The organism is Pseudomonas uvaldensis (genome assembly GCF_021271205.1).
Classification (GTDB): Bacteria; Pseudomonadota; Gammaproteobacteria; order Pseudomonadales; family Pseudomonadaceae; genus Aquipseudomonas; species Aquipseudomonas uvaldensis.
Genome location: NZ_JAIWKS010000004.1, coordinates 456,248 through 478,067, shown reverse-complemented (window position 1 = coordinate 478,067; position 21,820 = coordinate 456,248). Strand labels below are relative to the sequence as shown.

The 21,820-nt window shown below is 61.9% G+C and carries 16 protein-coding genes; 8 read left to right on the top strand and 8 right to left on the bottom strand.

The features are described from left to right. Window positions 1-69: 69 nt before the first annotated feature. Both ftsZ and lpxC read left to right on the top strand, forming a co-directional pair. Window positions 70-1,263: a cell division protein FtsZ gene (gene ftsZ, locus LCU97_RS11835; RefSeq protein ID WP_053149736.1), complete on the top strand. Its 1,194-nt coding sequence runs from the start codon at window positions 70-72 to the stop codon at window positions 1,261-1,263. Window positions 1,264-1,375: 112 nt separating this feature from the next. Continuing rightward, window positions 1,376-2,287 carry a UDP-3-O-acyl-N-acetylglucosamine deacetylase gene (gene lpxC, locus LCU97_RS11830; RefSeq protein ID WP_053149734.1) on the top strand — a complete coding sequence of 304 codons (912 nt, stop codon included), beginning with the start codon at window positions 1,376-1,378 and terminating at the stop codon, window positions 2,285-2,287. A gap of 664 nt (window positions 2,288-2,951) precedes the next feature. Here lpxC and LCU97_RS11825 read toward each other — a convergent pair. The 5 genes from LCU97_RS11825 to LCU97_RS11805 all read right to left on the bottom strand — a co-directional run bounded on the left by LCU97_RS11825 (window position 2,952) and on the right by LCU97_RS11805 (window position 10,997). Next, window positions 2,952-4,448, bottom strand: coding sequence for a sensor domain-containing diguanylate cyclase (locus LCU97_RS11825; RefSeq protein ID WP_053146631.1), 1,497 nt, complete (start codon window positions 4,446-4,448; stop codon window positions 2,952-2,954). A gap of 243 nt (window positions 4,449-4,691) precedes the next feature. Then, window positions 4,692-6,071, bottom strand: coding sequence for a heavy metal sensor histidine kinase (locus tag LCU97_RS11820; protein WP_232776487.1), 1,380 nt, complete (start codon window positions 6,069-6,071; stop codon window positions 4,692-4,694). Continuing rightward, window positions 6,046-6,720, bottom strand: coding sequence for a heavy metal response regulator transcription factor (locus tag LCU97_RS11815; RefSeq protein WP_053146635.1), 675 nt, complete (start codon window positions 6,718-6,720; stop codon window positions 6,046-6,048). Before LCU97_RS11815 ends, LCU97_RS11820 begins: the two co-directional genes overlap by 26 nt. A gap of 9 nt (window positions 6,721-6,729) precedes the next feature. Then, window positions 6,730-9,843, bottom strand: a complete 3,114-nt coding sequence (locus tag LCU97_RS11810) for a multidrug efflux RND transporter permease subunit (protein ID WP_232776486.1) — start codon at window positions 9,841-9,843, stop codon at window positions 6,730-6,732. Next, window positions 9,840-10,997, bottom strand: a complete 1,158-nt coding sequence (locus tag LCU97_RS11805) for an efflux RND transporter periplasmic adaptor subunit (RefSeq protein WP_232776484.1) — start codon at window positions 10,995-10,997, stop codon at window positions 9,840-9,842. Before LCU97_RS11805 ends, LCU97_RS11810 begins: the two co-directional genes overlap by 4 nt. Window positions 10,998-11,234: 237 nt before the next feature. Between LCU97_RS11805 and LCU97_RS11800 the strand changes: the two genes are divergently transcribed. Next, window positions 11,235-11,480: a hypothetical protein gene (locus tag LCU97_RS11800; RefSeq protein ID WP_053146644.1), complete on the top strand. Its 246-nt coding sequence runs from the start codon at window positions 11,235-11,237 to the stop codon at window positions 11,478-11,480. Between the two features lie 33 nt (window positions 11,481-11,513). Here the strand turns inward: LCU97_RS11800 and LCU97_RS11795 are convergent, their stop codons facing one another. Then, window positions 11,514-12,482, bottom strand: a complete 969-nt coding sequence (locus LCU97_RS11795) for a LysR family transcriptional regulator (RefSeq protein WP_053146646.1) — start codon at window positions 12,480-12,482, stop codon at window positions 11,514-11,516. A gap of 266 nt (window positions 12,483-12,748) precedes the next feature. On the opposite strand from LCU97_RS11795, the gene LCU97_RS11790 reads away from it, so the two are divergent. From LCU97_RS11790 to LCU97_RS11775, 4 genes are read left to right on the top strand one after another with little or no spacing between them, the layout of a single operon-like run. Then, window positions 12,749-14,227 (top strand): efflux transporter outer membrane subunit, encoded by a 1,479-nt coding sequence (locus tag LCU97_RS11790; protein WP_232776482.1) that lies wholly within the window; start codon window positions 12,749-12,751, stop codon window positions 14,225-14,227. A gap of 10 nt (window positions 14,228-14,237) precedes the next feature. After that, complete coding sequence (locus tag LCU97_RS11785) at window positions 14,238-16,400, top strand: FUSC family protein (protein WP_232776480.1); 2,163 nt, start codon at window positions 14,238-14,240, stop codon at window positions 16,398-16,400. Between the two features lie 2 nt (window positions 16,401-16,402). Beyond that, a complete protein-coding gene (locus LCU97_RS11780; protein ID WP_053146651.1) occupies window positions 16,403-16,603 on the top strand; it encodes a DUF1656 domain-containing protein in 201 nt (66 codons plus the stop codon). A gap of 10 nt (window positions 16,604-16,613) precedes the next feature. Then, a complete protein-coding gene (locus LCU97_RS11775; protein ID WP_232776478.1) occupies window positions 16,614-17,471 on the top strand; it encodes an efflux RND transporter periplasmic adaptor subunit in 858 nt (285 codons plus the stop codon). A 122-nt stretch (window positions 17,472-17,593) separates the two neighbouring features. Here LCU97_RS11775 and LCU97_RS11770 read toward each other — a convergent pair whose 3' ends face one another. Next, a complete protein-coding gene (locus LCU97_RS11770; protein ID WP_232776477.1) occupies window positions 17,594-18,418 on the bottom strand; it encodes an SDR family oxidoreductase in 825 nt (274 codons plus the stop codon). Between the two features lie 32 nt (window positions 18,419-18,450). Next, a complete protein-coding gene (locus tag LCU97_RS11765; RefSeq protein ID WP_053146656.1) occupies window positions 18,451-18,915 on the bottom strand; it encodes a hypothetical protein in 465 nt (154 codons plus the stop codon). Window positions 18,916-19,089: 174 nt separating this feature from the next. On the opposite strand from LCU97_RS11765, the gene LCU97_RS11760 reads away from it, so the two are divergent. Then, window positions 19,090-21,816: an RHS repeat domain-containing protein gene (locus LCU97_RS11760; RefSeq protein ID WP_232776560.1), complete on the top strand. Its 2,727-nt coding sequence runs from the start codon at window positions 19,090-19,092 to the stop codon at window positions 21,814-21,816. The last annotated feature ends 4 nt before the right edge of the window (window positions 21,817-21,820 follow it).

The following is a 21,820-nucleotide window of genomic DNA, read 5'->3' as shown; positions in this document are numbered from 1 at the left end:
GCCTGGTGCAGGAAGGCGGCAACAAACGCAGTAGGCGAAAAAAAACTAGAGAATGTAAGGAGAGGGAAAATGTTCGAACTCGTAGACAACATCCCCGCTAGCCCGGTTATCAAGGTGATCGGTGTCGGCGGTGGCGGCGGCAACGCTGTCAACCACATGGTCAAGAGCAACATCGAAGGCGTCGAGTTCATTTGCGCCAACACCGATGCTCAGGCGCTGAAGAACATCGGCGCGCGGACCATCCTTCAACTGGGTACCGGCGTGACCAAGGGCCTGGGTGCCGGCGCGAATCCCGAGGTTGGCCGTCAGGCTGCCCTGGAAGACCGCGAGCGCATCGCTGAAGTCCTGGCCGGCACCAACATGGTGTTCATCACCACCGGCATGGGCGGCGGTACCGGTACCGGTGCAGCGCCGATCATTGCCGAAGTGGCCAAGGAAATGGGCATCCTCACCGTTGCGGTGGTGACCCGTCCGTTCCCGTTCGAAGGCCGCAAGCGCATGCAGATCGCCGACGAAGGCATCCGCGCGCTGAGCGACAGCGTCGACTCGTTGATCACCATCCCCAACGAGAAGCTGCTGACCATCCTCGGTAAGGACGCCAGCCTGCTGTCGGCTTTCGCCAAGGCCGATGACGTACTGGCCGGTGCCGTTCGCGGTATCTCCGACATCATCAAGCGTCCGGGCATGATCAACGTCGACTTCGCCGACGTACGCACCGTGATGTCCGAAATGGGCATGGCGATGATGGGTACTGGCTGCGCCAGCGGTCCGAACCGTGCTCGTGAAGCCACCGAAGCGGCCATCCGCAACCCGTTGCTCGAAGACGTCAACCTGCAAGGTGCTCGCGGCATCCTGGTGAACATCACCGCAGGTCCGGACCTGTCCCTGGGCGAGTACTCCGACGTGGGTAGCATCATCGAAGCGTTTGCCTCCGACCACGCAATGGTCAAGGTCGGCACCGTGATCGATCCGGACATGCGCGACGAGCTGCACGTGACCGTGGTTGCCACCGGACTGGGCGCAAAGATCGAGAAGCCGATGAAGGTGATCGACAACACCGTTCAAACCGCCATGGCCTCGCAGCCTCAGCAACAAGCTCCCGTTCGTCAGGAACAGCCTGCGGTCAACTACCGCGACCTGGACCGTCCGACCGTCATGCGCAACCAGGCTCAGGCCGGTGCTGCGACTGCCGCGAAGATGAATCCGCAAGACGATCTGGATTACCTGGACATCCCGGCATTCCTACGTCGTCAGGCCGATTGATGAAATGTATCAGGGGTATTCGGGTGATTGGTGTTCAGCAAAGGTCTGGTCTGCTATCATCGCCAGCCTTTGTTGATACCAGTTCGCAATTTGCGCTGAAGCGGCCCATGCCATGATTAAACAACGCACCCTGAAGAATATTATCCGTGCCACAGGTGTCGGCCTGCACTCCGGCGAGAAGGTCTACCTGACCCTCAAGCCAGCGCCTGTCGACACCGGCATCGTGTTTTGTCGTGCCGACCTCGACCCTGTGGTGCAGATTCCTGCTCGCGCGGAAAATGTTGGTGAAACCACCATGTCGACCACGCTGGTCAACGGTGACACCAAAGTGGACACGGTGGAGCATTTGCTCTCGGCCATGGCTGGCCTGGGCATCGATAACGCCTACGTCGAGCTCTCCGCGTCCGAAGTCCCGATCATGGATGGCAGCGCCGGACCCTTCGTATTCCTGATTCAATCGGCTGGCCTGGAAGAGCAGGACGCGGCCAAGAAGTTCATCCGCATCCTGCGGGAAGTGACAGTACAGGATGGCGACAAGCGCGCCACTTTTGTCCCTTTCGACGGTTTCAAGGTGAGCTTCGAGATCGATTTCGATCACCCGGTTTTCCGTGACCGCACCCAGAGTGCAAGCGTGGATTTTTCCAGCACTTCGTTCGTAAAAGAAGTCAGCCGCGCCCGTACCTTTGGTTTCATGAGTGACATCGAGTACCTGCGCAAGCACAACCTCGCACTCGGCGGCAGTGTTGAAAACGCGATCGTGGTCGATTCCGATGGCGTGTTGAACGAAGACGGCCTTCGTTATGAAGACGAATTCGTCAAGCACAAGATCCTCGATGCAATCGGCGACCTCTACCTGCTGGGCAATAGCCTGATTGGTGAGTTCAAGGGCTTCAAGTCCGGCCATGCACTGAACAACCAGCTGCTGCGCAAGTTGATTGAGCAGAAAGACGCTTGGGAAGTCGTGACGTTCGAAGATGCCAGCACCGCACCAATCTCTTACATGCGCCCTGTAGCGGCCGTGTAAGCAAAAAACCTCTCTAGTTTTTAAAGGCTGCCTTCGGGTGGCCTTTTTTTATGGGCCGCTTTTGTGTGTATATCCGTTTCTTAGGTAACAGCGGCTGGCGGTTTCGCCCTTACGGCGACTCACTTTTTTTCAAACGCCAAAAAAAGTAAGCAAAAAAGGCTTCGGGTATGACTCACCCACATAGGTTACAAATCAGTTCACTCATTCCGGCATTGCTCCGTGGGCCCGCCGCGAAGGGCCATCCATGGCCCAGCGCGGCTATCCCGGCATCCATGCCGGGATGCCCACTACACAATGCCTGCGTTTGGCCCTTGTGGTTAACGGGGCGCCCAAGATCAAAAACAAAAGCAAAAGCAAAAGCAAAAGCCAAAGCGAGGCGGCCTTACAGCCGACCTATTCCCCGGCAATACTCGGGAACACCACCTGTAGGAGCAAAGCTTGCTCGCGATGGCGCCAGGTCAGCAGTATTGATATTGGCTGACCCACTGCAATCGCGAGCAAGCTTTGCTCCCACAGAGATTTTCAGTAAACACAAATCTTGTACCCACCTGCGATCCCCTGTGGGAGCGAGCCTGCTCGCGATGGCGTCAGGTCAGTAGCATTGATACTGGCTGACACACTGCAATCGCGAGCAAGCTTTGCTCCCACAGGGATCTGGGGAACATCACATTGCACAAACCACCCGATTACGCCCACTTGCCTTGGCCTGGTACAGCGCTTTGTCCGCAGCGTGCAGCAGTTGTTGGACTTCGCCATAGGGCCCCTGTGCCCAGGTCGCGATGCCAATGCTGACAGTCATCGGCGTGTCACCGGCTATGGTGGCTGGCAGTTGCTCCACCGCTTCGCGAATATGTTGGGCCATGGCGAATGCACCGGCGGTAGTCGTCTCAGGAAGAACCACCGAGAACTCCTCACCCCCGTAGCGAGCCGCCAGGTCGGCGGGGCGGCGGACGTGTCGGTTGATGACCTCGGCCAAGGCTCGCAAGGCCGCGTCACCGCGTGGGTGGCCATAGCGGTCGTTGAATGCCTTGAAATGGTCTGCATCGACCATCAATACCGACAGCGGTTGGCCCGAACGCTGGGCCCGCAACCATTCCTGTCGCAGGGTTTCATCCAGGGCACGGCGGTTTGCCAGGCCGGTCAGTGCGTCAACGGATGCCAAGTGAGCCAATTCTCGCTCGGCACGGTGGCGGCGGCGCAATTCGCGGCGCAGCAGCCAGGTCAGCCAGAGCAAGCCGATACACAGCGCGCCCGTGGCGCCGCTGACCAGCAGTGCAGTGCGTTGCCATGACGCGAATACTTCCTGGGCGGAAAGCGCCACCACGACGATCAATGGCAGGTCGCCCACCTGAGAGAAAGTGTACAGGCGTTGCGTCTGATCGATGCTGGATACGCTGGTGAAACTTCCGTTGCCTTCACGCAGGATGCGCATGAAGTTGGGCCGGTTACTGAAGTCCTTGCCAATCATGTCCTCGGCCAGGGCGGGCTCCTGTGCCAGCAGGATGCCGTCGCGACTGACCAGGTTGACCGTACCGCCATGGCCGATGTTCAAGCTCTTGAATAGTTGGCTGAAGTAGTTCAAGCGCATCGCGGCCTCGGCCACGCCTATAAACTCACCTCGCTCGTCATTCATCCGATAGCTGAAACTGATGCGCCAATCGTGGGCGGCACTTCTGGAACGGAACGGGCGGCTGATCATCATGCCCAGGCTCGGGTTCTGGAGATGGGATTGGAAATATTCCCGGTCGGCGTAGTTGCCTTTACGCGGTTCGACCGAGGCGGAATCGGCAATTACATCGCCATGCTTGTCGAGCAGCAGGATATCGCCCTTGTAAGGCGCGGCGGTGGCGCGGTCGAACAGAGCCAGGTGGCGGACCGTTGGCGAAACGTCCTTCAGGTCGTCGCGTTTTGCCGTGGCGATCAAGCCTTGCAGTGACAGGTCATAAAGCTCGACGTTACGCAGCACGTCGGCATCGATCAGTTGCACGATATTGGTCGCTGCACGCGTGGCCGCCTGTTGGGCGCTGGCGTGTTCGCGGATCAGCAGGAATGTGACGATGCTGAGGATGGCGATGACGACCAATGAGCTGGCCAGTACGAGTACCCTTTCTGAACGTCTCGATGGCGGGGTGTTGCCGGGTGTCGCACTGCTTGCGCTCATGGTTCCAATGTCTGCATGGTCATGTGGCAGGGATCCTTCCCAATGGATTGCACGGGCAATGAACCAGATACTGGCCTTCTGCTGATTGTGCTTGGATCGGTGTAAGCGGGCAATCGGTGTTCGTGGAATAGCCCATGGGAATTGGCGGAGCCTGGTCGGCGATTTTGATCGAGTTGGCTTTCGCCCAGCATTCAATGGGGCAAAAGGCAACCTTCGAACGCAACCGGGACCTTTGGGAGAGTGTCAGGCCGGCAGGCGAATCCCGAACGTATTGGCGCCCCGGTCGCTGCGCACGAACACGTCCCCGCCATGCATCAACGCGATCGCCTTGACGATGGCCAACCCCAACCCATGGTTCGCGCCGCTGTTGCTGCGGGAGGCGTCGACCCGATAGAAACGTTCGAACAGGCGCGGCAGATGTTCACCGGCAATCGGTTCGCCAGGGTTGGTGACGGCGAGGGTGATCTGCTCGCCGAGGGCTTCGATGCGCACATCGATCACCTCTCCCGGGGCAGTGTGCCGCACGGCATTGCTCAACAGGTTGATCAGCGCCCGGCGCAGGTGGGCAATTTCGATATTGGCCTGGGCATCGCCGCTGACCCGGACCTGGACCTGGGCGTCTTCGAGAATGAAGTCCAGGTAATCGAGGGTAGTGGCCACTTCGTCGGCCAGGGACGCGTTGGTCAGCTTGGTGGCCTTGCTGCCCTGGTCGGCGCAGGCCAGGAACAACATGTCATTGATGATCGAGCGCAGGCGCTCCAGCTCCTCGAGGTTCGATTGCAACACTTCAAAGTAATGCTCGGCCGAACGCCCACGGGTCAGCGCCACCTGGGTCTGGCCGATCAGGTTGGTCAGGGGCGAGCGCAGTTCATGGGCGACGTCGGCGTTGAATGATTCCAGTCGCGAATAAGCCTGTTCGACCCGGTCGAGGGTGGCGTTGAAAGAACTGACGAACTGGTTGAGCTCCGGCGGCAGCGGCGACAGCTGCAAGCGCCCGGAGAGGCGTGGAGGGGCCAGGCGCCGGGCCTCCTCGGACAGCTTGATCAGCGGCTTGAGTCCGATCCGCGCCACCCAATAACCCAGCGCCGAGGCCAGCAACACGCCGACAATCGCCAGGCTCACCAGTGCCACCAGCAAACGGTGCTGGGTCTGGTAGAACGTCTCGGTGTCGATGCCGATCATGAAGCGTAGTGGCGGTCGCTGGTCCTTGGCCGGGAACTGGCTCACCAGCACCTTCATCGGAGAGTGCCGGTCGGGCAACTGCAGGTCGTGCTTGCCCGGTGGTCCGTTAGTAACGGCCCGTATCTGTGGATCGGGATTGCCATATTCGAAGCGGGGATCGCCGCTGGTGATCCAGAAGTGAATGCGCTTGTCTTCTTCCGCCAGCAATCGCAACTTGTTATTGATCTTCACCCAGTGCTCGGGTGTACCGTAACGGCCGATGGTGGATTCGAGTACGCTGTAGCGGGCATCGAGCTCGGCTTCGGGCAACAGGCCCAGGCCTGTTTCGACCTGTTGATACAACGCGCCGCCGATCAGCAGGAACACCAGGGCCGCCACCAGCGTGAACAGGCCACTGAGCCGCAGCGCGATGCTGTTACTCACCGCGATTTTCCAGGACATAACCCATCCCGCGAATGGTGTGCAGCAATTTCTGTTCGAACGGCCCGTCGAGCTTGGCGCGCAAGCGTTTGATCGCCACTTCCACCACGTTGGCGTCGCTGTCGAAATTAATGTCCCAGACCATCTCCGCAATGGCGGTTTTCGAAAGGATTTCTCCCTGGCGGCGGGCCAATACGCTGAGCAGGGAAAACTCCTTGGCGGTCAGGTCCAGGCGCTGACCTGCGCGGGTGGCCTTGCGACTGATCAGGTCGATCCACAGGTCGGCGATGCTCACCTGCACCGGTTCATGGCCGCCGCTGCGGCGGGTCAGCGCTTGCAGGCGCGCCACCAGTTCGAGGAAGGAGAACGGCTTGCCCAGGTAATCGTCGGCGCCGTCGCGCAATCCCTTGATGCGATCCTCGACCCGTTCGCGCGCGGTGAGCATGATCACCGGCGTCTGCTTGCGGGCTCGCAGGGCTCGCAGCACGCCGAACCCGTCCAGGCCTGGCAGCATCACGTCGAGCACGATCACGGCGTATTCGCTTTCCAGGGCCAGGTGCAGGCCCTCGACGCCGTCAGGCGCCACGTCCACGGTGTAACCCTGTTCCGTCAGGCCGCGATGCAGGTAATCGGCGGTTTTCTCTTCGTCTTCGATGATCAGAACGCGCATGGCCCCGCCTCAGTCTGTGGTCGTCAGCGCCGCTGTCGACGCGGGCTCAGGTGGAAGGGGGCGCCGATGGAACAGTCGCTCGAGCCACAAGTATATGACCGGTGTCGTGAACAGCGTCAGCGCCTGGCTCACCAGCAGGCCGCCGACCACCGCGATGCCCAGGGGCTGGCGTAACTCGGCTCCGGCGCCATAGCCGAGCATCAACGGCAGGGCACCCAGCAGGGCGGCCAGGGTGGTCATGATGATCGGGCGGAACCGGGTCAGGCACGCCTGGAAAATCGCCTCCTGGGGCGCAAGCCCGCCGTTGCGCTGGGCATCGAGGGCGAAGTCGATCATCAGGATACCGTTCTTCTTGACGATCCCGATCAGCAGCACCAGTCCGATCAAGGCCATGATGGAAAAATCCTGGCCCAGCAGCCAGAGCATGATCAGTGCACCAAGGCCAGCCGAGGGCAGGGTGGAGATGATGGTCAGCGGATGCACGAAGCTCTCGTAGAGCACGCCCAGAATGATATACACCGCCACCAGTGCAGCGAGGATCAGCCACGGCTGGCTCGCCAGCGAGCTCTGGAAGGCCTGTGCCGCGCCCTGGAAGCTGCCGGTGATGGCGGCGGGCATGCCGATCTCGTTCTTGGTCTGTTCGAGGATGCGCACCGCGTCCCCCAATGCCACGCCGGGCGCCAGGTTGAACGAGAGGTTGGCCGCCGGGAACATGCCGTCATGGGCAATGGACAGCGGACCGTTGGTGGGCGCATCGAAGCGCGCCAGCGCCGAGAGCGGCACCATTTCTCCGCTCAGCGGCGAACGCAGGTAGAAGTACGCCAGGCTCTCGGCCTTGCCCCGTTGCCGGGTGTCCAGTTCCAGGATGACGTTGTATTGGTTGGTCTCTGTCTGGAACTCGTTGATCTGCCTCTGGCCGAACGCGTCGTACAGGGCCTGGTCGACATCGCTGGCGGTCAGGCCGAAGCGCGCCGCCGCGCTACGGTCGATGTCGATATGAGTGATGCTGCCGCCCAGTTGCAGATCGTTGGAGATGTCGCGCAATGCCGGGTTGGCGCGCAGTTTTTCGGTGAGCTTCTGTGTCCAGGCAGTGAGCGTCGGCCCATCGTTGCTCTTGAGCACGTATTGGTACTGGGCGCGGCTGGGGCCTGAGCTGAGGTTGATGTCTTGCCCGGCCCTGAGGTAGAGCACCACGCCAGGGATCTTCTGCAATTGAGGGCGAATCCGGTCGATGAAACCACTGGCTGACACATCGCGCTCGCCCCGGGGCTTGAGGGCGATCCAGAAGCGGCCGTTGGCGATGGTCTGGTTGTTGCCTGAAACGCCTACGGAATGAGAAAAGGTCTGCACTGCAGGGTCGGCGGCGACGATTTCGGCCAGGGCCTTGTGCTTGTCCACCATGTCGGGAAAGGACACATCGGCCGCCGCTTCGCTGGTGCCCAGCACCAGGCCGGTGTCCTGCACGGGGAAGAAGCCCTTGGGGATGAAGATGTAACCCACCACGGCCAGCGCCAGGGTCAGGCCGAATACACCGATCATCAGGGACTGGTGGGCCAATGCCCGGCGCAGGCCCCGTTCGTACCAGCCCAGCAGCCGTTCGCCTAATCCCGGCTGGCGGTGTGCCTGGTGCACCGGGGCACGCATGAACAGAGCGGCCAGGGTGGGCGCCAGTGTGAGTGACACCACCACCGATATCAGGATGGTCGAGGTGGCGGTGAGGGCGAACTCCTTGAACAGGCGCCCGACCACGCCACCCATGAACAACAGTGGTATGAATGCGGCCACCAGCGAGAAGCTGATGGAAACCACCGTGAAGCCAATTTCCCCGGCGCCCTTGATTGCCGCCTCGCGCATGCCGTCGCCGGCTTCCAGGTGCCGGTGGATGTTCTCCACCACCACGATCGCATCGTCCACCACGAACCCTACCGAGATGACGATCGCCACCAGGGTCAGGTTGTTCAGGCTGAAGCCCATGATGTACATCAGGGCGAAACTGGCGGTCAGCGACACCCCCAGTACCGCCGAGACGATCAGAGTCGCCGAAAGCTGGCGCAGGAACAGCGCCATCACCGCCACCACCAGCAACACTGCGATCAGCAGGGTGATTTCCACTTCGTGCAGCGAGGCGCGGATAGTCTGGGTCCGGTCGATCATCACCTTGACCTGGACGGCGGCGGGCAGCATGGCTTCCAGGGTGGGCAGGGCTGCCTGGATACGGTCGACGGTCTCGACGATGTTCGCTCCCGGCTGCCGGAAGATCACCAGGTTGACGCCGGGCTCCTGGTCGGACCAGGCCTGGACGTAGGCGTTTTCCGAACCGTTGACGACATTGGCGATGTCCCTGAGGTGAACCGGTGCGCCGTTCTTGTAAGAGACGATCAGATCACCGTATTCCTCTGGCTGGAACAGCTGGTCGTTGGTGGACAGGGTGGAAATGCTGGACTCGCCGTAAAGCGCGCCCTTGGCGAGGTTGAGGCTGGCCTGCTGGAGTGTCACGCGGATATCGGCCAGGGTCAGGCCGATGGCGGCGAGACGATCGGCCCAAGCCTGGACCCGGATCGCGGGACGCTGCTGGCCGGTGATGTAGATCTGGCCCACGCCGTCGATCTGGCTGATCTGCCGGGCGAGCAGCGTTTCGACATAGTCGCTCAGTTCCGTGCCGGGCATCAGGCTGGAGCTGATGCTGAGGATGAGCACGGGACTGTCGGCCGGGTTGACCTTGCGCCAGGTGGGCAGGTTCGGCATGTCATTGGGCAGTTTGCCGGCGGCGGTGTTGATGGCCGCCTGCACTTCCTGGGCGGCGGTGTCGATGCTCTTGTCGAGGCTGAATTGCAGAGTCAGGTTGGTCGAGCCCAGGGCACTGCTGGATGTCATCTGGGTGATGCCGGGGATGGCGCTGAATTGGACTTCCAGCGGCGTCGCCACCGAGGACGCCATGGTTTCGGGGCTGGCGCCAGGCAACTGGGCATTGACCTGGATCGTCGGGAATTCCGCCTCCGGCAACGGCGCGACGGGCAGGCGAGGAAAGGCGATGCACCCCAGTAGCACCAGGGCAAACGTCAACAGTACCGTGGCGACAGGATGATCGATGCACCATGCCGAGACCGAGCCACGGCCCTTCATGGCTGCGACTCCGATGTCCTGGCAAGCGCCGGCGGATCGCTGAGCACCTGGATGCTGGCTCCCGGCTTGAGCCGTGACTGCCCATCACTGACCAACAGGTCACCGGCGTGGACCCCCTTGATGATGTGCATGTCGCTGTCCTGGTAGACCATCTCTACCGGTACGCTCTGCACTTTGTTGCCCTCGACCCGGTACACGAAGTGCTGCTCCAGTCCACGCTGGACCACGGTGGGCGGTACCACCAGGGCATCCTTGTCGAGGGCGGTCTGGATCTTGAGCGTGACCAGTTGCCCGGGCCACAAGCGTTGCCCGGCGTTGTTGAATTCGGCCTTGGCCCGCAGGGTGCCGGTATTGGCGTTGATCTGATTGTCGATGAGGCTCAGGCGCCCCTCGCCCAACAATTCGCCCGGGTTGGCATCGGCGCCGATATAAGCCTTGACCAGGGCCGGTTCGGGGGCGGCGATCAGCCGTTGCAACGTCGGTAGCATCTGTTGGGGCAAGGAGAATTCCACCGCGATCGGATCGATCTGGGTCACGGTGAACAGGCCTTCGGCATCACTGGTGCGCAGGAAATTGCCTTCGTCCACGTTGCGGATGCCGACGCGCCCGGTCACCGGAGAGCGGATCCGGGTGTAGGACAACTGGACCTCGGCGGCATCGATGGACGCCTGGTTGCCTTGGGCGGTGGCCTTGAGCTGATTGACCAGGGCCTGTTGCTGGTCGTAGGTCTGTTTCGATACGCCGTCGTCGACGCTCAATGCCTTGTAGCGCTTGAGATTGACCTGGGCCACCGCCAGCTGCGCCTGGCTTTCGCCGAGCTGGGCCCGGGCCTGGTCGAGGCTGGCGCGGATGGAGCGGTCGTCGATGGTCGCCAGCAGGTCGCCCTTTTGTACCCGTTGCCCCTCCTTGACCAGCAAGCGGGTCAGGATGCCGTCGATTTGTGGACGGATCACCACGCTGTGCAGGGACAGCACCGTGCCGATGCCGCTGACGAAGCGGGGTACGTCCTTCTGTTGCACGCTGACCACACGAACCGGAACGGCGGCGGGAGCGCCCGGCGGGGTGGTGACGGGTTTCATGGCAAACCAGAGGACGAGGGTCGCCAGGGCGGCCAGCAGTGCGACAAGCAGGACGGTTTTTTTCTGGATGTGCATGAATAGGGAAGGCCGGTTCGGACGAAGGAATTTTTATGTTTCTTATATAGCGTTGCGAGACGGTCAGGAAGGTGACGGCTAACTGACGGGCGTGTCAGTTTTGTCCCTTAACATTGTCAGAGGAGTCGCCACAGGAAGTCATCTGCCCAACGCACCGCCGGAGCGGGCAGGTATACTGGCACCTTTCGTGGCCCGCTCACCGGGCCCGGCTTGCATGCATTGCCCGGAGCTTTCGACATGACTTCCCCGACTTCTGCGCCCACGGATGAACTTCCAAACGGTGACCAGGCTGCACGGCCGGCCGACACAGGGGAGGCCAAGGCGACAATTGCGCCGTTCAAATTTCCCTTCAAGCCCGGCGAACTGGCTGCTGCCAAAGGGACCGGCCAATTGCCGTGGTACAGGAACGGCGTGAAAGATGGCCATGCCAAGACCCCGGGCGCTGCGCCTCCCGGCACACGTCGCTCCATGGGCAAGCGCTGAGCAGCCGCCCGCCAGGGGCGCGGGCTGACGACTTCAACCCGTGACCCGTGCCCCGGTCAGACTGCCGCTCAACTCATACGCTGTCAGCTCGGCCTGATGCGCCGTGAGGATTTCCGGCAGCGAGCCTCGCAGATACTCCACCCAAGTCTTGATCTTCGCATCCAGGTACTGGCGCGAAGGGTAGATGGCGTAGAGGTTCAGTTCCTGGGAACGGTAATTGGGCATCACCCGCACCAAGGTGCCGTTGCGCAGGCCTTCGATGGCCGCGTAGACCGGCAGTACCCCCACCCCCATTCCGCTGGTGATGGCGGTTTTCATGGCGTCGGCGGAGTTCACCAGGAACGGCGACTGGTTGATCGTAACCATCTCCTGGCCTTCCGGACCATCGAACACCCATTTCTCCAGCGGGATGACCGGGCTGACCAGGCGCAGGCAGGCGTGATTGAGCAACTCGCCGGGCTTCTGCGGGCAGCCGTTGGCTTTCACGTAGGCGGGCGAGGCACACACGATGCTGTAGGTGATGCCCAGGCGTTGGGAGACGAAGCCTGAATCCGGCAGTTCACTGGCCAGTACGATGGAGACGTCGTAACCCTCGTCGAGGATGTCCGGCACCCGGTTGGCCAGGGTCAGGTCGAAGGTCACGTCCGGATGGGTCTTTCGATAACGGGCGATGGCATCGATGACGAAATGCTGGCCGATGCCGGTCATGGTGTGGACCTTCAACTGTCCGGCCGGGCGAGCGTGGGCATCGCTGGCCTCGGCTTCGGCCTCTTCGACGTAGGCCAGGATCTGCTCGCAGCGCAGCAGATAGCGCTTGCCGGCTTCGGTCAGGGCGATACGACGGGTGGTGCGGTTGAGCAGGCGGGTTTGCAGATGGGCTTCCAGATTGGAAACCGCACGCGAGACGTTGGCTGTGGTGGTGTCGAGTTGCACGGCGGCGGCGGTGAAACTGCCGGCTTCGGCAACACAGCAGAACGCACGCATGTTTTGCAAAGTGTCCATGAACGGTTCTCTTGAGAGGTGGCAAATTGTGACACGAAGTTACAGCGCTACGGGACCCCGACTTATGGATTATCGCGTTAACGGTAACAAAGAATCGCAGAAAGGTCGGCTTATCGCCGGTGAGTGGCGTACCTAGAATTGCCGGCATTGCAGTCGTGACCTGTCTAGCGCTGACTTTTGTGGGAGCGAGCCTGCTCGCGCAGGATTGTGTTAACAGGCAAGCACGCTCATCACCTCCCCGTGCCCACCTCAGGAAATTGTCGCAAGTGCCGCGTTGCATCAGCAGAGAGCTGAAGACTCTCAGTGTTTGGGTTTTGACGTCAGCCATCAGCGGTTGCATCGGGACAGGAGGGATTGCGCCGCAAGACAAGGCGTTGCCGGCCAATCAACTGGCCACTGACGCCGCGATCCGCGAGGCTGCCTACGACGCTCACTGGCCCATCCGTCAATGGTGGACAGCCTATGGCGATCCGCAACTGGATCGTTGGATCGACCTGGCCGTGCAAGACAGCCCGACCCTCGCCATGGCGGCAGCCCGGGTGCGTCAGGCCAAGGCTCTGGCCGGCATGGCCGAGGCGGCCGAGTCGTTGCAAGTCAACGCTGACACGACGCTCAGGCGCCACAACTGGCCCACCGATCAGTTCTATGGACCCGGCGAGCTGGCTAATACCACCACGTGGGACAATAACGCGGGCCTGGGCCTGAGCTATGCCCTGGATCTCTGGGGCCGCGAACGCAACGCCAGTGAGCGGGCCGTGGATCTGGCGCACATGAGCGTGGCGCAAGGGCGCCAGGCGCAGCTGGAGTTGCAGAACAACATCGTGCAGGCCTACATCCAGTTTTCGCTGCACTATGCCCAGCGCGATATCGTCGCGGCGACGCTGCGTCAGCAGGAGCAGATTCTCGACCTGGCGCAAAAGCGCCTGGACGGTGGCATCGGCACTCACTTCGAGGTCAGCCAGGCCCAGGCGCCACTGCCTGAAACCCATCGTCAACTCGACGCCCTCGACGAAGCCATTGCCTTGAGCCGCAATCAGCTGGCGGCGCTGGCGGGCAAGGGACCGGGGGAGGGGGCGCGGTTGCAACGGCCGACCCTGGCCCTCGGCGCACCGTTGAAGTTGCCCTCGGCATTGCCCGCCGAACTGCTTGGCCAGCGTCCGGACGTGGTTGCCGGACGTTGGCAAGTGGCAGCCCAGGCCCGGGGTATCGATGTGGCGCGTGCCGGTTTCTATCCCAACGTCGATCTGGTGGGCAGCATCGGCTATATGGCGACCGGCGGTGGCGCGCTGGAGTTTCTGACTGGCAAGAAGCTGACCTACAGTGCCGGACCGGCGATCTCATTGCCGATTTTCGACGGTGGCCGCCTGCGTTCGCAGTTGGGTGAGGCGGCGGCCGGTTATGACGCCGCGGTCGCGCATTACAACCAGACCCTGGTGAATGCGCTCAAGAGCATTTCAGATCAATTGATCCGTCGCCAATCCATGGACAAGCAACAGGCCTTCGCCGCCGAATCGGTGGCCGCCGCCCAGCGTACGTACGACATTTCATTGGTGGCCTTCCAACGCGGATTGACGGACTACCTCAACGTACTCAACGCCCAGAGTCTGTTGTTCAAACAGCAACAAGTGCAGCAGCAGATCGAGGCGGCGCGCCTGAGTGCCCATGCGGACCTCGTGACGGCGCTGGGTGGCGGGCTGGAGGCGGGCGGCGACGTGCCGGCCGTCCTGTCTGCCCTCGATCATTGAGTCTGTGCCGATGACGTTCTTGCTTGCTCCCTGGCGCTGGCTGTACCGGCTCGAATGGCGCCGCGGTTTTTTCGACTGGGTCCGCAGCGACGGCGTGACGTGGGTCTACATGTTCAAGGTACTGTCAGCCGCCTTCCTGACGCTGTGGCTGGCGATGCGCCTGGAACTGCCGCAGCCGCGCACAGCCATGATCACCGTGTTCATTGTCATGCAGCCCCAGAGCGGCCAGGTGTTCGCCAAAAGCTTCTACCGCTTCCTCGGGACCCTGGCCGGTTCGGCGGTGATGGTGGCGTTGATCGCATTGTTTGCTCAAAACACAGAATGGTTTCTGGGTTGCCTGACGATCTGGGTCGGTTTCTGTACGGCGGGAGCGACACGTTCGCGCAATTTCAAGGCCTACGGTTTCGTACTGGCCGGTTACACCGCAGCGATGATCGGCCTGCCAGCGCTGGCCCATCCGGAAGGTGCCTTCATGGCGGCGGTCTGGCGAGTGCTGGAAATTTCCCTGGGCATTCTCTGTTCCACCCTGGTCAGTGCCGCGATCCTGCCGCAAACCGCCAGTGCCGCGATGCGCAACGCTCTGTACCAGCGCTTCGGGGTGTTCGCCCTGTTCGTCACCGACGGGTTGCGCGGACGGAGCCGGCGGGAGGCGTTCGAGGCCGGCAACGTGCGCTTCATCGCCGAGGCGGTGGGGCTTGAAAGCCTGCGCAGCGTCACCGTATTCGAAGACCCGCACATGCGTCGGCGCAACGGTCGGCTCAGTCGCCTGAACAGCGAGTTCATGGGCATCACCACGCGCTTCAACGCCTTGCACCAGTTGCTTGAACGTCTGCGCGGTAGCGCGGCGGACCACGTCGTCAACGCCATCAAACCCGGTTTGTACACCTTGGCCGAGTTGCTCGACGGTTTCAGTAACCGGGGGCTGACCGACGCCGATGCGGCGCGCCTGGGGGCGGCGCTGGCCGAGTACAAAGCCGCGCTGCCGGCCCAGGTGCGGCGACTGCGGGCGTCGTTCCAGGACACTCAACCCAGCGACGCGCAACAGCTGGACTTCCACACCGCCTACGAGTTGCTCTATCGCTTTGTCGACGACCTGCACGGCTACGCACTGACTCATGCCTCGTTGGCCGACCACCGCCACGAACGGGAGCGCTGGGACGAGCCGTTCGTGCCCCAGACCAACTGGCTGGCGGCTGCGGCGTCGGGATTTCGCGCCGCGTTCATTCTGTTGGTGCTGGGCAGTTACTGGGTCGCCACGGCGTGGCCGAGCGGCGCGACCATGACCATGATTGCCGCGGCCACTGTGGGCTTGTCCGCAGCGACGCCGAACCCCAAGCGCATGGCGTTCCAGATGGCATGTGGCACCTTGTTCGGCGCGCTGGTCGGTTTCGTCGAGATGTTTTTCATCTTCCCGCTGATCGATGGCTTTCCCTTGCTTTGCGTGATGCTGGCGCCAGTGATCATGTTCGGCTCGTTTCTCAGCTCGCGGCCGAAATACGCCGGGGTCGGGTTGGGGTTGCTTATTTTTTTCTGCACCGGCTCGGTGCCGGACAACCTGACGGTGTACGACCCCTACACCTTCATCAACGATTACCTCGCAATGATTCTCGGCATGCTGGTGTGTGCCGCCGCCGGGGCGATCATCCTGCCGCCCAACAGCCGCTGGCTGTGGCGCCGGCTCGAACAGGATCTGCGCGAGCAGGTGGTGTTCGCCATCAGCGGAAGGCTCAAGGGGCTGGCATCGGGCTTCGAAAGCCGCACCCGGGATCTGCTGCACCAGGCCTATGGGCTGGCAGCGGGGCAGCCTCAGGTGCAGCGGGACTTGCTGCGCTGGATGCTGGTGGTGCTGGAGGTCGGGCACGCGATCATCGAATTACGCAAGGAGCAAGCGATCCTGCCGGTGCATCCGGCCTATGCCGAAAGCCAGCCGTGGCGCCAGGCGATCCGCGTGATGGGACGGTCGCTGGTGCGGCTGTTCCGTCAGCCTGGACAGCACAATCTGGAGCGTGCCCTGGTGGCCGTGGACCAGGCCATCGGCCGCGTCCAGGCGACCGATGAACCTTTCGCCCCGCACTTCGACACGTCGGCCCTGCGCCGAGTGAAGAGCTACCTGCATTTCATCCGCACTTCGTTGCTTGACCCGCAATCGCCATTCGCTGCCCCAGGACCCTGAACATGCCCCGTGAAATCGCCTTCCATGGCGTGTACATGCCCACCATGACCCTGATGTTTTTCATCGCCGCCGCGTTGGCCTGGGCCTTGGACCGCTTCCTCGCGGGGTTGGATCTGTACCGCTTCTTCTGGCACCCGGCGCTGCTGCGCCTGAGTCTGTTTACCTGCCTGTTTGGCGCGCTGGCGCTGACGGTCTACCGTTGAGATCGATGTGATGAAAAAGTTCTTCAGCTTGTTGGCGACGTTGTTGGTGCTGGCGCTTGCGTTGTGGATCGGCCGTACCCTGTGGGTCCATTACATGAATACACCCTGGACCCGCGATGGCCGGGTGCGGGCCGACATCATCAACGTGGCCGCCGACGTCAGCGGCGAGGTGGTGGAGGTCCCCGTGCGTGACAACCAGACGGTCAAGAAAGGCGATCTGCTGATGCGCATCGACCCCGAGCACTACCGCATCGCCGTCAAGCAGGCCCGTTCACTGGTGGCATCGCGCAAGGCTACCTGGGAAATGCGCAAGCTCAACGCCCATCGCCGCGCGGATATGGACAGCCTGGTGATCTCCCGGGAAAACCGTGACGACGCCAGCAATATCGCTGATTCGGCCCTGGCCGACTACCAGCAGGCCCAGGCACAACTGGAGGCTGCCGAATTGAACCTGTCGCGCACCGAAGTCCGGGCGGCGGTAGACGGATATGTCACCAACCTCAACGTGCACCGGGGCGACTATGCCCGTATCGGCGAAGCGAAGATGGCCGTGGTGGATATGCATTCGTTCTGGGTCTATGGCTTTTTCGAAGAAACCAAGCTGCCCAAGGTCCGGGTCGGCGATTCGGCCCAATTGCAGTTGATGAGCGGGGAGGTGCTCAAGGGGCATGTGGAAAGCATCTCCCGCGGCATCTACGACCGCGACAACCCGGCAAGCCGCGAACTGGTGGCCGACGTCAACCCGACCTTCAACTGGGTGCGCCTGGCCCAGCGGGTACCGGTGCGGATTCATCTCGATGAAGTGCCGGAAGGGGTGCTGTTGGCGGCGGGTATGACGTGTACGGTGGTGGTAGACACCGAGCGCTGAAGCCAGCCGATGACTTGTGGGAGCTGGGCTTGCCCGCGATAGCGGTGGATCAGTCGACGAAGATATTGGCTGTACCGCCGTCATCGCGGGCAAGCCTTGCTCCCACAGCCTTGCTTGCACCGTTAAAACGACCTGTTCAAGCCAAACCGCTTCATCAAACCCTTCTCCAACAGCCCCTTGGGCAGCCAGCCGGCCATCAGCGGCAGGGTCCGGCTGCCGTTGCCCAGGCGCAGCAGGCGCGGTGGCCTGGGTTGTTGGATGGCCTTGAGCAGGCCGGCGGCAAAGTCGCTGGCCGGGGTGGGGTTGTCCTGGGACGCCCTGGCCCGGGCGCGGATACCGTCGCGCAGGGGCCACCAGGGCGACTGTTCGCCGATCAACTGTTCGGCTTCATGGCCGGCATTTTTCGCGAAGCTGGAGGCGATGGCGCCGGGTTGAACCTCCATCACGCGGATGCCGAACGGCGCCAGCTCCATGCGCAGTGCATCGCTCAAGGCATGCACCGCGGCCTTGGAGGCGCAATAGGCGCCGGCGAACGGTGTGACCAGCACACCGGAAACACTGCCGATATTCACCACCAGCCCCCTGGCCCGGCGCAGCACCGGGAACAGCGCACGGGTCACTCCGACAATGGCGAACACGTTCGTTTCAAACTGGCGCTGCATGGCCGGTACGCCGCCGTCCAGCAGCGGGCCCATGGCGCCGTAGCCGGCATTGTTGACCAGCACATCGAGGCCGCCGTGTTGCTGGTTGATCCGTTCGCTCAATTGTTCCAGGGCCGGGCCGTCATTCACGTCCAACTGTACGGCGGTGAACCCGGCGGCGCTGAGCACCGCGACGTCCTCGGCCTTGCGGGCACTGGCCCAGACCTGATAACCGGCGGACTTCAAGGCGTCGGCGAGGGCGCGGCCGATGCCGCTGGAACAACCGGTAATCAACGCAACGGGCATGGCGCGTTCCTTGTGTAAAAAAGTCAGAGACGTCAGTCGGAGAAACTACCGTGCAACCGCTCTGCGCGAAACTCCAGTGTTTGCGGGCGGTAGCCGGGACGCAGGGGTGGCAGGGGCAGGCAATCCTGCCATTGGGCGCCGGCCTGCAACTGGCCGGGGCCACGATAGCGCGGTGCGTTGTAGGGGGTGTCGGCCAGGTTGATGGTGTCACCGGGCGCGTACGCCGTGACCCGCCAGCTCAGGTCGACCAGCGGCACATCGTTTGTGTTGCTCAGGTTCAGCAGCAGCGGTCGGTCGGCGGGGCAGTGGTCGGGAGCATAGGTCATGCGCAGTTCCAGGCGCGCCAGTTGCCGGGTTTCGCGGTTTTCCTGCCAGATCACCCACGCGGCCACCAGCCCCAGCCCGACGAACGCCGCCATTGACACTGGCAGCGCCTTGGCCGGGTAGCGCAGCAGCAGAATCAGCCAGGTGATGACCAGCAAGACGCCGATAAGCATGTTCGAAGCCTCCGATACCGTCGCCACATCCTACCGAAGGGCGCGGTCCATGGATATTCTCGTCGATCCTGCTCCGTCGGTCGTCACTGTTATATCTGACAGTAGGCATCGGTGTCCGCCCCTTGTTAGATGTTGCTGAGACGGAGGCGACGCGATGATCAAGAGAGCCGGATGATGAGCATGGAGCACGCTACCCCGAGGCTGACGGTCGTCGATCCCCGCTACCTGCCGGTCCGCTCGGTCGATTATTGCCGCATCGGGAGTGGCCCCACCCAGCGGCGGATCAATCGCAGCCTTTTCGATGCGGCGGGACGGACCACCAGGCAATGGGATCCGCGCTTGTGGCGTCTGTACCAGGAAGATGAGTCCGTCCCCGCCAACCTTTCGATGGTGTATTCGTTATCCGATGTCAGGCTCTTTACCCTCAGCGTCGACGCTGGCCGCCGGATCGATCTGCCAGGGCTCGCGAGTGAAGGCTTGCGCAGTTGGGACGGCCGTGGAACGAGAAAGGAAGCGGCCTATGATGACTTGCTCCGTCCCGTAGCGGTGTTCGAGCAGGGTACCGGGCAGCCGTACCGATGTGTGGAACGCATGAAGTACGGTTATCCGGGCCAGGGCAATCGCGACCATAACCAGTTCGGGCAGTTGATCCGTCACGATGATCCGGCGGGCAGCGTGTTGCTGACGTCCTTTTCCCTCCTCGGGCACAACCTCGATCAGCAACGTCGCTTCGTCCTTGACGCGGCCATACCCGACTGGCCGGCACCTGAAGGCGACCGCGAGCCCTTGCTCGAGCCAGGCGAGGGGGCCCGCTCGAGCTGGCGCCTGGGCCCGCAAGGCAATGTGCTGGAGCAGCTCGATGCCAGGGACAATCGGCAACGCCACACGCTGACGCTCGATGGCCGGCTGGCAAGCAGCCAATTGTTGTTGCAGGGCCAGAGTCAGTGGCAGCCGCTGGTGATTGATATCGGTTACAACGCCGAGGGCCGGATCGAACGGGAAACGGCTGGCAACGGTGTGCAGACCAGGCTGACCTACAGCCCCGAGGACGGTCGATTGACGCAGCGTCATGCCCGTCGGGGCGATCAAGTGTTGCAGCACTTGGTCTATGCCTACGACCCCATGGGCAATGTACTGGGCATCGAGGACAGGGTGCTGCCGGTGCGCTACTTCGCCAATCAGCGGATCGAGCCCGTCAGTCGTTTTACCTACGACACGCTCTATCAACTGATCGAGGCCACCGGCTGGGAAGCTGGCAGTGCGAACCAGGGACCCGAGTCCGTTGGCCGTAACGATCCGGCAGCGGTCAGCAACTATCGGCAGACCTATCGCTACGATGAGAGCGGCAATCTGTTGGAGCTGACCCACGTCGGTGTTCAGCATCATGGGCATCGAATGAAGGCGGCCCGCTACAGCAATCGTTGCCTGTCGTACCGTGACGATGCGCCGCCAACGGAGGAGGAAATCGACGCAGCATTCGATGCGCAGGGTAACTGCCTGGAATTGGAAGGTGGGCGGCTGGTGGTCTGGGACCTGCGTAATCAGCTGAGCTCGGTTACCTCGATCGAACGCGCCTCGGGGCGCAACGACAGCGAAGTTTATGTCTACGATGGCAGTGGTCTGCGCGTGCGCAAGCTTCGCACGCTGCAAGCCGCAACCCGGACGTTGGCTGCCGAGGTGCGTTATCTGCCAGGGTTGAAGCTGCGCGCCGACAGTGCCACCGGCGAATCACTGCAGGTCATTACGGCCCGGGGCGGGCTCAACAGCGTTCAGGTATTGCGCTGGGAAAGAACACCCCCTTCGGGGGTGAACGATCATTATCGATACAGCTTTTCCGATCATTTGGGCTCGGTCGGCCTGGAGTTGGATCATGATGGGCGAATCATCAGTCGAGAGCATTTCTACCCCTTCGGCGAGACCGCTTACCTGGCCGGGGAGGATGTGATCGAAGTCAGCTATAAAACGGTTCGTTACTCTGGCAAGGAGCGGGATGCGACGGGGCTCTATTACTACGGTTTCAGGTATTACGCGCCATGGCTGCAACGCTGGATGAGTCCGGATCCGGCGGGTGAAGTGGATGGGCTCAATGTCTATCGAATGGTGCTCAATAACCCATTGACGTTTTTCGACGAGCAGGGCGAAGGGGCTCTGTCGGATACTTCATTGACGAGCGCGATTGGCATTTATGCCACCTATAAGGATCGCTACAGCGACACGGACAGGCAGCTGCCCTTTACGATGATGGCCGATATCACCGGTAATGCATTGAATTTTAAAAATAGTAAGGCGCCACCCTCGATGCTGGAAAAGGCCAAGGAAAAGCGTTTCACGTTGAGGCACTACACGTCGGGCGAGGGAGGCAAGGCCCCGGCCTTCGAGACGATCGCGCCCTTCTTTTCGCTGATCTACCAAGAGATAAAAAAATTGGGTGGCAAGGGTGGCAATACTGCCGAGAAAGACTGGACGAAAGCGGGAAACATCGCGTTTACTTTTTTTCTTCTGGCCGTGGATGGTCAGGTAAACGAACGCAGGTTCCTCCAATCCACGACCCATTTTGCCGAATACGACCTGGAGGATGACAAGGCGCTGGAGGCTGCGTTGGGGGTGGGCTTTGAACAGGTCGAGTTTTTCGCCTCCCCTGACGTGTTGCATCCCGAGCATGCTGCGAACCTGGGCGCCGTGCCGGCGGTGAAAGGTCGCTTGAAAGACCTGAAGGCGTTGCTGTTGGGCAATTCAGGCCTCTCACCCGTACAAGTCAAGACGATGGATTCAGCCGCGTTGCTCGAGCAGATCGACCGGGCCTTTGGCGGCAGCCTCGAAATCAAGATTCCAGGCTCGGTGAACGTCAAAAGCTGGTACAAAAAGCCGATGAATACCGCCGCCCGGAAGCTTGCGGCATGATCCT